This is a genomic window from Novosphingobium sp., from assembly GCF_027489515.1.
Classification (GTDB): domain Bacteria; phylum Pseudomonadota; class Alphaproteobacteria; order Sphingomonadales; family Sphingomonadaceae; genus Novosphingobium.
The window spans coordinates 58,701-70,763 of sequence record NZ_JAIXZS010000073.1; the positions used below are offsets into that span (position 1 = coordinate 58,701).

Genomic DNA, 12,063 nt, shown 5'->3' on the forward strand with positions numbered 1-12,063 from the left:
TTTCCCTTTCAGCGTGCCGGGCAGGGGAAGCGCCTGCGGAACAAATCTCCCACTGCGTCCGAAACCCGGATGCGAGACCGCGCGGCAACGGGATAACCCTGCATGTGCGTGAGGAGTTCATCGCTGGTCAGCGCGGCGCGTTTGGGCGGGCAGGCGCTGGGCTTGCCGCTGGCGGCTTCTACCTTGAGTTGGCGGCGGAAAGCCTGGGCAGAGCCTGTGACTTCGGCCTTGAGCAGGCCTATATCGGACGAGAACGCCGCCAACATGCCCTTGGCCTTGAGCGCCTCCGCCTTGGCCAGGAAGGTTGCCACGCTCATCGATCCGGGCGGCACGGCCGTCTCTGCGCTGACCGTGGCGGGGAGCCCGGAGAGGGCGAGGGCGGCAAGGACAAGACCGATTGCAGGAAATTTCATGACAACGCGGCCTTTCGCGAGGGGGCAACAAGGGGCCTTCAAGTCAATCTGAAGACCTGAATCAGCCGGCCGTTGGCCTTGGGGCCGAAGTCGGGCACGGGAATTTCGGGCGGGACAGGGTAGACCAGTGTGGCGACGAAGGAGGATTCGCGCAGCCACGCGTATTTCTTGCCCGGCACATTGAAGGTCGGCAGCAAGCGGAATTTGTCGTCGGTGTAGCGCGGTCCCTTGTTGTGGATGATGATCTGCACGCCGTCGTCGGTCCTGAGGCGGTAGAGCGCGTCGATGATCTGGACGCCGTCCGGCCGCGTGACGGGAAAATCGCCGCCGCCGGGCACGACAGTGCCCTTGATGCCGCGGCCATAGAATGTGCCGCCGACGATCGGCCAGAGCACATCGCGGTCGCCATCGGCCGAGGTCTGGTCAGAGGGATCGCCCATCTTTTCCGGTTCGGTGCAAAAGGGCAGAATGTTCATCACCCATTCGAGGCCGACAGGATCATAGATCTTCGGTGCCGGCCCTGCGGATGCGGGTGGCAGAGTTTCGGCATCGGCGCGGGTGGCGGCGGCGAGCGGGAGTGCAGCTCCGATCAGGCCGATGGCGCTGCGGCGGGAAAGAGTCATGACGGCGGGCCTTTCCGGATGAGATTGCGCAGGCCGCGTTACGCGTTGACGTCCGCGTAGTGGGACGGCGGCTGGATCACGTCCATCCGTTCGGTAAGAAGGGGGCGAAAGCTGGGCCTGCTCTTGAACACGGAGTACCAGCTGGCAGCCTGTTCGTGGAGTGACCAGTCGATGCCGCCGAGGTAATCGGCGACCGATATCTGCGCAGCGGCGGTGAGATCGGCAAGGCTCATGGTGGAGCCGGCCAGCCAGGGGCGGTTATCGATCAGGTAATCGATGTAATAGAGGTGATCGTTGGCGAGGCGCATCGCATCGCGCAGCACGCGGCTGTCTGGGGACTGGCGATACACTAGGCGCTTCTTCATGCGTTCTTCCAGCAAGGGCTGGGTGACGGCGGCAAAGAAGTTCTCATCGAACATCGCGACAAGGCGGCGGATTTCGGCGCGGCCGGCGGCGGTCCCGTTTATCATCGGCGCCTTGTCGACCGTTTCCTCAAAGTATTCGCAGATCGCGCGGCTGTCGGCGAGGGTGATCTGCTTCTCGGGGTTGTGCAGCACGGGGGTGCGCCCGGCGTGGTTCAGCATCTGGAACGCCTCGCGGTGCTCCCACGGGTTCTCGCGGATGAGTTCGTAGGGCACACCCTTTTCAGCAAGGAGCAGGCGCACTTTGCGGCTGAACGGGCACAGCGGGAATTGATAGATCTGCCACATGGTCCACCTGCATGTACGCCGGGGCGAGGCGAAGTCCAGTACGGGCACACGCGCGGGGCCACAAAATTCGGAGGATTGTTGGCGGGTTCCGCATCGGGCCTGCGCCTGCTAGGGGCGCGCGCATGCTGACAATTCAGGGCCTCACCGTGCGGCTGGGCGGGCGCACCATTCTCGACCGCGCCAGTGCGACAATCCAGCCGGGCTCCAAGGTGGGGCTGATCGGCCGCAATGGCGCGGGCAAATCCACGCTGATGAAAGCGATCATCGGCGAACTCGAACCCGACGAGGGCGGGATCGAGATGCCGAAGCGCATGCGGCTTGGCTATATCGCGCAGTCAGCACCTGCCGGCTCGGCGACGCCATTCGAGACGGTGCTGGCCGCCGATACCGAGCGCGCGGCGCTGATGGCAGAAGCCGAGACCTGTGAGGACCCGGACCGGCTGGGGGCGCTCTATGACCGGCTGATCGCGATCGATGCCTATACGGCGGACGCGCGGGCGGCGCGTATCCTGATCGGGCTGGGCTTCGACGAGGCGATGCAGGCAATGCCGCTCGACAGCTTCTCGGGCGGGTGGAAGATGCGCGTGGCGCTTGCCTCGCTGCTGTTTTCGGCGCCCGACCTTCTGCTGCTCGACGAACCTTCGAACCACCTCGATCTGGAAGCGACGCTGTGGCTGGAGAGCTTTCTGCAGAGCTATCCCGGCACCATCGTGGTGATCAGCCACGAGCGCGATCTGCTCAACAACGTGGTCGACACAATCCTCCACCTGCAGGGCGGCAAGATCGCGCTCTATGCCGGCGGCTATGACGCATTCGAGCGGCAGCGGGCCGAGCGAGCGGCGCAGATTGCCGCGGCGAGGGCCGCGCAGGATGCGCAGCGCAAGAAGCTGGCGGACTATGTGGCGCGCAATTCGGCGCGCGCCTCCACAGCCAAGCAGGCGCAGTCGCGCGCCAAGATGCTGGCGAAGATGCAACCCGTCACGGCGATGCTCGAAGACCCGTCGCTCAGCTTCGACTTCCCCGATCCGGAGGAGCTGCGTCCGCCGCTGATCACGCTCGATCTCGCGGCAACGGGCTATGTGGCGGAGAAGCCGATCCTCAGGCGGCTCAACCTGCGCATCGATCCCGACGATCGGATCGCGATGCTGGGGCGCAACGGCAACGGCAAGACGACGCTGGCGCGGCTGCTGGCGGGGCAGCTGGCGGCGAGCGAGGGGGGGATGACCGCCTCGGGCAAGCTCAAGATCGGCTATTTCACGCAGTATCAGGTGGAGGAACTCCCGGCGGATTCGAGCCCGCTGGAGCTGATGACTCGTGCCATGCCGGGCAAGACCCCGGCAGCGGTGCGTGCACAGCTGGGGCGCTTCGGGTTTTCAGGACCGCGCGCCGAATCGCAGACAGCGACGCTTTCGGGCGGGGAAAGGGCGCGGCTGGCGTTGGCACTGGTGACGCGCGATGCGCCGCACCTCCTGATCCTCGACGAACCGACCAACCACTTGGATGTCGATGCGCGCGAGGCGCTGGTGCAGGCACTCAACGATTATGCCGGCGCGGTTATCCTGATCAGCCACGATCGGCATATGGTGGAACTGACAGCTGACCGGCTGGTGCTCGTCGATGGCGGGACGGCGAAGGACTATCCGGGGAGCATCGAGGACTACATCGACTTTGTGCTTGGGCGGAACCAGCCCAAGGGCGATGCGGGCAAGGGTGGCTCCGGCGGCTCAAAGCCGAAGGGCGGCGCGAAGAACCGCGAGGAGATGAAGGCGCTGCAGAAGGCGGTGAGCGAGGCCGAAAGCGCAGTGGGCAAGGCCGAGGCGCGGCTGGCGGCGATCGATGCGGCGCTGGCGGGTTCAGGCAAGCCGGCGGCGGATCTGGCGGGGCTGAACATGGCCGAACTCGGGCGCCAACGGCGCGAGGTGGCGGATCAGCTGGCGGTGGCGGAAGCGCGCTGGATCGAAGCAGGAGAGGCGCTCGACGCCTTCATGAACTGAGAGAGGCCTGCATCGCAAGCTTGGCCTCGATGCCGTCCCACAGGCGCTGGAGGCGGGCGTTGACGTCGGTTGAGGCGGCGAAGGTACCGATGGGCGCGCGGCGGGCGGCGGTCTGCTCGATCTGGCTGCTCATCGGGATTACTGGCCAGCCCGCAGCAAAGCCGGTGTGGACCTCGCGGTGCAACTTGCGGCGGGGATCATACATCGAGAGCACCGGCAGGATCGGCGGGTGGCGCGGATGGTGCGTCAGGATCTCGGCCTGGATCATCGGCAGTGCGCGTGCCGAAAGCGGCGAGGGCGGCAGCGGCACGATGAGAAGATCGGCGGCGGCAAAGACCTGCTCGCTGATCTCGTTCAGCACTGGCGGGCAATCGACAATGATCCGCGCGTAATCCTCCGAAAGCAGCGTGGCAGTGCGGGCCATGCGCTTGCGCTTGCCGATGCGGGCGAGCGTGGCCGGGAGGCTGCGCATGCTCTCGTCCGCTTGCAGCACGGCAAGGCCGGGATAGCGGCTGGGCACGATGAGCTCGGCGGGTTTGCTGTCCTTGCGAAAGACCCCGGCGGCATTGCTTTCGCTACGGTCGGGAAGGCCGAGCAGCCAGCCGGCACCGCCCTGCGGATCAAGGTCCCACAGCAGCGTCGAATGGCCGGACTTCATGGCCGAGCGCCAGGCCATGTCGACCGCAAGGGTGGTTTTGCCGACCCCGCCCTTCACGCTGTAAACTGCGATGACCGCCATTGGTGCTTGTCGCCTCGTGCTTGCCTGAAGATCGCACCCAGTTTCCGGGATCGGCAAGCGAATGGCAACCCGCGGTTTGCGCCGGGTCCCGCAGCGGGACGCCGGGCCCGGCTACCGCAGCAGGCGCATTCTTTCGCGCAGGATATCGAGACCGATGCGTTCGACTTCGGTCTCGAGGCAATCGGCGTGGAGCAGCTTGGCAAGGCTGCGCTGTTTCTGCGCGATCAGATCGATTGCTTGCAGGCTGTCCATGTGCCGCATGGCCACGTCCATGTCGCCACAGAGCGAGGCGCCGAGCGTCTCGACTTCCTGCGCAAGTTCCTCGAGCACCAGCGCGATCTGGCGATGCGAGGCGGTGTTGGCGGGGGCCATTGGCACGGGTTCCTTGAGCAGCGGCGCGAAGGGAGGAGGGGTGGTCTGCGCGGGTCAGGCGGCAGCGGCGAGGTGGGCCCCGTCGCTGAGCGCGAAGAGGTTGAGCACCATGACCATCTTGTCCTCGATTGCGGCAAGACCCTCGAGGAACGGCACCACGCTGTCGTTGCCGACGCCAGGCGGCGGGGCCTGCAGCGTCTGATCGGGCACGGTGACGATGTCGCTGACCGAATCGACGATCCAGCCGCCGACCTGCTGGCCCAGCTGCGTCACGATGATCGCATGGCGCGGGGTCGGCTCCGTTGCGCGCCAGCCGAGGCGGGCAGCGAGATCGACCACCGGCAGCACGGTGCCGCGCAGGTTGACGACGCCCGCGACATAATGCGGCACGCGCGGCAGGCGGGTCGTCGGCGTCCAGGCGCGGATTTCGCGGATCGACATGATGTCGAGTCCGAAAACCTGGCCCTCGACCTCGAAAGTGATGAGTTCGCGGATCATCGTTGGGGTTCCTTGGGGGCTGTGAAGGTCAGTGCACCACCCGGCGCACGCATTGGGATCAGTGCGCCACCCGGCGCACGGCGGCGACGAGCTTGGCGGCATCGAAGGGCTTGACGATCCAGCCGGTCGCCCCAGCTTCACGGGCGCGGGCCTTCTTCTCGTCGGAGCTTTCGGTTGTGAGCACGAGGATCGGGCGGTCGCGGTGGCGGGTGCCCTCGCGCAGACGCTCGATCAGGCCGAAGCCATCGAGGCGCGGCATGTTGATATCGGTGATGACGACATCGACCTCGTTGAGCGCGAGCCAATCGAGCGCGGCAAGGCCGTCTTCGGCTTGCGCCACCTCGAAACCTTGCGTCGAGAGGGCATGATTCAGGAGAGCCCGCATGCTCGGGCTGTCGTCTACAGTCAGGATTCGGGTGGCTTGGGTCATGCTGGGGCTCGCTTGTTGGAATCAGAACAGTTCGACATCGCCGGACGCGCGTTCCGGACGAGTGGTGGGATTGACCGGCGGGGCGAGGCGATCCTCGACCGTGCGGCAGCGGATCTGGCCCGAGGCCGGGCGGAAATCGACGCGGCGGGCATTGGTGCCGCCAAGGTCCTCACGCATCAGCACGATCCCTTCGCGGCGGAGGAAGCCCTGCGCGAATTCGGCATTTGCCGTGCCGATCCGCATCATGTTGCGGTTGACGTTGGCCCCGCCATAGAGATGCGCGCGCAGCCGCGATTTGCGTGCGCCCATGCCAAGCATCTGGTTGACGAGCAGTTCCATGAGATAGACGCCGTAGTGCTCGTCGACCGCGTTGGTGCCGGCAAGACCGGCGGGAGGTTCGGCAAGCAGGAAGTGGTTCATGCCGCCGACACGCGCCTCGGGATCATAAAGGCACGAGGCGACGCAGCTGCCAAGCACGGTCGAGAACTCGATCTGCGGATCGCTGCTCACGAGCGCTTGTCCCTGCATGACGGTCACGCGTTCGATCGGGCGTTCAAGGGATCCGAGGATTCGGCGTTCGAACATCGGATCAGGCTGCCTTGCTGAAAGCGTGGCGGGCAATCGTGCCGATCGGCGCGACGACACCGGCAGCGCCGAGCGCGATGGCGGCGCGCGGCATGCCGAAGACAGTGCAGGTCGCCTCGTCCTGTGCGATGGTGCGCGCGCCGGACTGGGCGAGCGCGAGCAGCCCTTCCGCGCCATCAGTGCCCATGCCGGTGAGGAGGATGCCGACCGCACCCGCGCCGACCACTTCGGCGGCCGAGTGGAACAGCACGTCGACGCTGGGCAGATGGCCGGAAACGGGCTCGCCGCGGCGCAGACGCTGATAGAGATGACCGCTGCGGCCGCCGACCGAGAGGTGGCGATCATCGCCGGGCGCGATGTAGACATGGCCGTCAAGCAGCGGGAGATCTGGCTCTGCGATCACGATCCTTGGCGGGCAGGATTGATCGAGCGTGCGCGCGACCGCAGGAGCGAAACGCGCCGAGATGTGCTGGACGACCACCGTGGGCGGACAATCGGTGGGGAATCCGCCGAGCAGAACCTGCAATGCTTCCACGCCGCCAGTGGAGGAGCCGACGGCGATGAGGCGAGGGCGCTCGATCAGCGCCGGGCTGCGGGGCGCAGTGGACGTGCGCGGCGGCGTGGGGGTCGGCGGGGCCGGGCGGGTGACGAAGCGGACCTTGGAGGCATCGCGGACAAGATCGGCGAGCCTGCCTTCATCATCGAACGAATAGCCGTTCGCCCCTTCACCCTTGGCGTAGCAGCCGACTGCGCCGATCGCGAGCGCGCGTGCGGTGGTCTCTGCGCCTTCGTGGGTCGAGCCCGAGACAACGATGACCGGCGTGGGGCGCAGCGCCATGATCTTCTCGAGGAAGTCGAGCCCGTTCATGCCCGGCATCTCGACATCAAGCGTGACGACATCGGGATCGAGCTCGCGGATCATCTGGCGGCCTTCCGCCGCATTGGCAGCGGCGCCGACGACGACGATATCGTCCTCGCGCTCGAAGCGGTTCTGCAGAATGGCGCGCATCGTCGGTGAATCCTCGACGATCACGACGCGGATGGGCTTGCTCGTTCGGCTCATGCCTCGCTCCGACGGTAGATGGTGGGACCCGCGGTGGCGAGCAGCTGTAGGGCGGGGCCGGTCACGCGTTCGCTGTGGCCGACATAGAGCCAGCCGCCGGGCACAAGCGCCTCGGCAAAGCGCGCGACGAGCCGCTCCTTGGTGGGGTTGTCGAAATAGATCATCACGTTGCGGCAGAAGATCACATCGAACTTGCCCTGCATCGGCCAGGGGCCGTGGAGGTTGAGCGTGCGGAAGCGGGCGAGCGCGCGCACGCTGGGTGCGATCTCGGTTTCCTCGCCCGCGGGCACCGTCCAGGCGCGGGTGAGTGCATCGGGCACGGCCTTCAATTCCTCGGTGCGGTAGCGCGCAGCCTCTGCCTTGCGCAGTGCGTGGGCGGCGATGTCGCTGCCAAGCAGGCGCACGTCGGCGCGCGCGATGCGCTCGCCGGCCACGCGATCGGGACCGAGCAGGGTCATCAGCAGCGACCAGGTCTCCTCGCCGCTCGAACTGCCGGCCGACCACAGCCGCACCTTGCCGCCGCGCGCGAGCGTATCGACGAGGCCGGGGCGGACGTGGCTGGCGAAATGCTCGAAGTGATGCGCCTCGCGGTAGAAGAAAGTGTGGTTGGTGGTAAGCGCCATGATCGCGCGATTGCGCTCGGCGGCATCCTCGCGGATGCGCAGAATGTAGGAGCCGAAGGTGGCGCAGCCCGAATCGCGCACCAGCGGTGCAAGGCGCGAGTAGACCAGCATGGCCTTGCCTTCTGCCAGCACGATCCCCGCCTCACGGTGCGCGATCTCGCTCACCGCAGCGAAGTCAGCCGCGCTGTAGACGCCGGGGCTGATCCCGGGCAGTGTTTCGACATGGGCGAGCGCAGCGCTCATGCAGCCTCGGCGATCATCGGGCCGGCCAGTGCGCTGGGGCCCTGGCCGGAAAGGCTGCGCGCGACAAGGCTGTCGACATCGACGATAAGCGCGACCATGCCATCGCCGAGGATGGTAGCGCCTGAGACGCCTTCGACCGAGCGGTAGTGGGTATCGAGGCTCTTGATCACGACCTGGCGCTGATCGCAGATCGCATCGACAAGCAGCGCGGCGCGGCCGGCGCCTTCGGTCTCGACCACGATGAGCACGCCTTCGTGCGCCTGTTCGATCGCGCCCTGCGCGCCGACTGCGGCGTGGAGCGGCAGGACCGGAATGAACTTGCCGCGCACGTTGATCATCGCACGGTGCGCGCCGAGGCCCTGCACTTCGGCCTTGGTCGGGCGCAGGCTTTCGACGACATTGGCTAGCGGCACGACGAGCGTCTGATCACCCACGTTGACGACCATGCCGTCCGAAATGGCGAGGGTGAGCGGCAGGGTCAGCGTGAAGGTGGTGCCGCTGCCGGGCTCGCTGTCGATGGTGATCCGTCCGCCGAGTTCTTTCACGTTCTGGCGCACGACATCCATGCCGACGCCGCGGCCCGAGATGTTCGAGACCTGCTGCGCGGTGGAGAAGCCGGGCGCGAAGATGAGGTGGTCGATCTCTTCCTTCGAGAGCTGGGCGTCGGGGGCGATGAGGCCCTTTTCGACCGCTTTCGCAAAGACGCGCTCGCGGTTGATGCCCGCGCCATCGTCGGCGATGCGGATGAGAATGCGGCCCGAGCGGTGCTCGGCGGAGAGGGTCAGCGTGCCTTCTGCGGGCTTGCCGGCGGCGATGCGCGCCTCGGCGCTTTCGATGCCGTGGTCCACCGCGTTGCGGATAAGGTGGGTGAGCGGCTCGCCGAGGCGCTCGATAACGGTCTTGTCGAGCTCGGTGCTTTCACCCGAGACTTCGAGGCGGACATGCTTGCCGGTGGTGGCGGTGAGTTCGCGCAGGATGCGCGGCACACGGCTGAACACCGAGCCGATCGGCTGGGCGCGGATCGACATCGCCGATTCCTGGATGTCGCGGGTGAGCCCTTCGAGGATGGTGAGCTCTTCCTTTACCGCGAGGCCATCGCCCGCAAGGCGCTGCGCCATCATCGCCTGAGCGATGACGAGTTCGCCGACCGCATCGATCAGCTTGTCGAGCTTGCCGAGTTCGATGCGGATCGACTGGCCGAGCGCGGGGGGCGCGGGCGGGGCGGCGGCAGGTGCAGGCGCGGCGCCAGGCTGCACGGCGGCAACGGCTGGGGCGGGTGCAGCAGGCGCGGCACTCGCGCTGGGGGGCGCCGGCGGCGGGGCATGGCGCACCGCCGGCATCGGCGAGTCGGTGCCCGTGGCGAGGCCGCAATCATCGCCGACGAATTCGAAGATTTCCCGCGCGGCGCTTTCGCTGACATCGGCATCGAGCGCGAAAGTCCAGCCGAGATAGCCGGTGCCGGGATCGAGCGTATCGAGCGGGGGGACGGCGCCGCAATCGCATTCGATGCAACGCGCGCCGAGCGCGGCAAGCTCACGCAGGAGGAGCAAGGGTTCACCGCCGTTGCGCATGGCTCCGGCGTGGGGGCGGACCTTGAGCAGCCAGGCAGGGGCGGGAGCCGGTGCAGGGGGGGCTGCGGGGGCTTCCATCGCGCCGGTGATGTCGTCGAGCATAGCGTCGAGATCGAAGGGATCTTCACGATCTTCACTCGTATCGACACTGGAAGAAGTGACGGATGGTGTTGAAATAAAAGAGGAAACTTCGGATACTGGCGCAGCGGCCGCATTGGCCGCCTGGGCGGCCGTCAGTTCGGCGAGGAGGCCAACGTCATCGGGCACATCGCAGAGGCCGCGCGCGGCGCCGACGTGGTCGCTCAGCGTATCGAGCGCACGCAGGAGCAAGTCGACGAGGGGTTCGGTAACCGGCACCGCGCCTTCGCGCACGTCGGAGAGCAGGGTCTCGAACGTGTGGGTAAAGGCCTGCAGCGCGACATAGCCGAAAGCACCCGCGCCCCCCTTGATCGAGTGGACCGCGCGGAACACCGCGTTGACGGTATCGCTGTCCTGTGTGCCGGCCTTGCAGGCGGCGAGGCCGCTTTCCGCCGCCGCCAGCGATTCCTCGCACTCGGCGAAGAAGATGGCCTGGATTTCCTCGGCGTTCATGCAGCGCCTCCGCCATGAACTGCACCGTCGAAGAGTTCCGCCTCGAGGCCAAGCTGGCGGGCGGTTTCGCGCAAGTGGTCGGACGGCTCGATAACGGCACCATCGCTGGTGCGGCGTGCGCTGACGAGGAGCTGGAGCATGGCCTGCCCGATCTGGGTGCAATCGCGCGCGTTGATATGGAGCGCGCCCGAACCGAGCCCGGCCACCATTTCAGGCAGCAGGGCCTCGGCTGCGGCGCGGTCGCACCGGGGGGGCAGGGTGATCGTCGGCATGGATGCGGCTTCCCTCGCTGGCCTCGCAGATGGAGGCACGCTTTCCCCGCTGGCTTAGGGGGGAAGCGGCAAAGGTCGCCTTGCCTCGGGCTTACGGTGAGATACTTAACGGCGTGAGGAGGAATTGCAGGGAGGCGGGCGCGTATCACGCGCTCTACAGCGCCCGACATGCGGCGCGCCAACAGGAAGGTAAGCCTCCCCATGCACGAAGCCCGGGTCCTCGTGGTCGATGATTCCGCCGCGATGCGCGCGCTGTTTTCCGATATTCTCGACGAGGCGAAGAACGTCCGCGTCGTCGGTGTTGCGGCCAATGCCGGCGCCGCGCGCGAACAGATCGCCGAATTGAAGCCCAACGTCATCACGCTCGACGTGGAGATGCCGGGCATGAGCGGGATCGAGTTCCTCGCCGAGATCATGGAAACCAATCCGCTGCCGGTGGTCATGCTCTCCAGCCTCACGCAGGCGGGGACCGAAACCTCCTTGAAGGCCTATGAACTGGGCGCGGTGGAGTGCTTCCCCAAGCCGCTCAAGGCAACGCCCGAGCAGTTCAGCAAGACGGTGGGCAAGCTCGGCAAGATCGTGCTCGCCGCCGCGAACAGCAACGTGCACGACCGCAAGGCGCGCAGCGACGCCAAGAATACCGCCGACGTGCCCTTTGCGTGGAATGGCCATATTGCGGCGTTCAGCGCCTCGATGGGCGGGATCGACGCGCTGACTTCGATCCTTTCGCAGTTTCCCGCCAATTGCCCGCCGACTGTTGTGTGCCTGCAGGCCGAGCCGATGGTGGTCGAGACCTTCATCAAACGGCTCGATACCGATCTCAAGTGCAACGTGCGCGCGGCCAAGGACGGCGCGAACCTGGCGCAGGGGACGATCCACATCGCCGCTGATCCCGATCGCCACGTGGTGGTGGAGCCGGGCCAGCCGGCGCGCATCCGCCTGATGGAGCGCGATCCGGTGGACGGCGCGCGGCCTTCGGCCAACCTCCTGTTCGGCTCGATCGCGCGCGGTGCGGTTCCCGCTGTGGGCGCGGTGCTGACCGGCATGGGCACCGACGGTGCGCGCGGCCTCAGGCTGATGCGCGATGCCGGGCAGGATACCCTTGTGCAGGACCGCGCGACGGCGATGGTCGCCGAAGCCCCTACCGCCGCCATCGAAGCCGGCGCCGCTGCGCGCGAAGTGGGCCTGAGCGAGCTTGGCGCTGCCGTGCTCAAGGCCTGCGCCATCGGCTGAACCTGGTGATTGCCAGAGATTACCCCTGAGGCGTTGCCCCCCGAAACGCCCGCTCCTTGCCCGGAACCGCAGCCTTGCGGTTCCGGGCTTTCTTTTGGCGCGG

The 12,063-nt window shown here is 66.9% G+C and carries 14 protein-coding genes; 2 read left to right on the forward strand and 12 right to left on the reverse strand.

Annotated elements, in window-relative coordinates; genetic code table 11:
- Positions 1–8 precede the first annotated feature (8 nt).
- From Q0082_RS13010 to Q0082_RS13020, 3 genes are read right to left on the reverse strand one after another with little or no spacing between them, the layout of a single operon-like run.
- Positions 9–413, reverse strand: a complete 405-nt coding sequence (locus Q0082_RS13010; protein WP_298193293.1) for a hypothetical protein — start codon at positions 411–413, stop codon at positions 9–11.
- Between the two features lie 38 nt (positions 414–451).
- On the reverse strand, positions 452–1,036 hold the full coding sequence (locus Q0082_RS13015) for a DUF3237 domain-containing protein (protein WP_298193295.1): 585 nt from the start codon (positions 1,034–1,036) through the stop codon (positions 452–454).
- A gap of 38 nt (positions 1,037–1,074) precedes the next feature.
- The gene (locus Q0082_RS13020; RefSeq protein ID WP_298193297.1) at positions 1,075–1,746 is read right to left on the reverse strand and encodes a glutathione S-transferase family protein; all 672 of its coding nucleotides are present in this window, start codon (positions 1,744–1,746) and stop codon (positions 1,075–1,077) included.
- Positions 1,747–1,868: 122 nt separating this feature from the next.
- Between Q0082_RS13020 and Q0082_RS13025 the strand changes: the two genes are divergently transcribed.
- Entirely contained in the window at positions 1,869–3,740 is a 1,872-nt protein-coding gene (locus Q0082_RS13025) for an ABC-F family ATP-binding cassette domain-containing protein (RefSeq protein WP_298193299.1), read from the forward strand.
- Here Q0082_RS13025 and Q0082_RS13030 read toward each other — a convergent pair.
- The 9 genes from Q0082_RS13030 to Q0082_RS13070 all read right to left on the reverse strand — a co-directional run bounded on the left by Q0082_RS13030 (position 3,730) and on the right by Q0082_RS13070 (position 10,727).
- Positions 3,730–4,479, reverse strand: coding sequence for a ParA family protein (locus tag Q0082_RS13030; RefSeq protein WP_298193302.1), 750 nt, complete (start codon positions 4,477–4,479; stop codon positions 3,730–3,732). The genes Q0082_RS13025 and Q0082_RS13030 overlap by 11 nt on opposite strands.
- Positions 4,480–4,590: 111 nt before the next feature.
- Complete coding sequence (locus Q0082_RS13035) at positions 4,591–4,851, reverse strand: hypothetical protein (protein ID WP_298193303.1); 261 nt, start codon at positions 4,849–4,851, stop codon at positions 4,591–4,593.
- A gap of 54 nt (positions 4,852–4,905) precedes the next feature.
- Positions 4,906–5,349, reverse strand: coding sequence for a chemotaxis protein CheW (locus Q0082_RS13040; protein WP_298193306.1), 444 nt, complete (start codon positions 5,347–5,349; stop codon positions 4,906–4,908).
- A 58-nt stretch (positions 5,350–5,407) separates the two neighbouring features.
- A complete protein-coding gene (locus Q0082_RS13045) occupies positions 5,408–5,779 on the reverse strand; it encodes a response regulator (RefSeq protein ID WP_082697696.1) in 372 nt (123 codons plus the stop codon).
- A 21-nt stretch (positions 5,780–5,800) separates the two neighbouring features.
- Positions 5,801–6,364, reverse strand: a complete 564-nt coding sequence (locus tag Q0082_RS13050) for a chemotaxis protein CheD (protein WP_298193309.1) — start codon at positions 6,362–6,364, stop codon at positions 5,801–5,803.
- A 4-nt stretch (positions 6,365–6,368) separates the two neighbouring features.
- A complete protein-coding gene (gene cheB, locus Q0082_RS13055) occupies positions 6,369–7,427 on the reverse strand; it encodes a chemotaxis-specific protein-glutamate methyltransferase CheB (protein ID WP_298193311.1) in 1,059 nt (352 codons plus the stop codon).
- Positions 7,424–8,293: a protein-glutamate O-methyltransferase CheR gene (locus Q0082_RS13060; RefSeq protein WP_298193313.1), complete on the reverse strand. Its 870-nt coding sequence runs from the start codon at positions 8,291–8,293 to the stop codon at positions 7,424–7,426. The genes cheB and Q0082_RS13060 overlap by 4 nt, the downstream gene beginning before the upstream one ends.
- A complete protein-coding gene (locus tag Q0082_RS13065) occupies positions 8,290–10,455 on the reverse strand; it encodes a chemotaxis protein CheA (protein WP_298193316.1) in 2,166 nt (721 codons plus the stop codon). The genes Q0082_RS13060 and Q0082_RS13065 overlap by 4 nt, the downstream gene beginning before the upstream one ends.
- Complete coding sequence (locus Q0082_RS13070; protein WP_298193318.1) at positions 10,452–10,727, reverse strand: chemotaxis protein CheX; 276 nt, start codon at positions 10,725–10,727, stop codon at positions 10,452–10,454. Before Q0082_RS13070 ends, Q0082_RS13065 begins: the two co-directional genes overlap by 4 nt.
- Positions 10,728–10,928: 201 nt before the next feature.
- Here Q0082_RS13070 and Q0082_RS13075 point away from each other — a divergent pair, with 201 nt between their 5' ends.
- Entirely contained in the window at positions 10,929–11,960 is a 1,032-nt protein-coding gene (locus Q0082_RS13075; RefSeq protein ID WP_298193320.1) for a chemotaxis protein CheB, read from the forward strand.
- Positions 11,961–12,063: the final 103 nt, after the last annotated feature.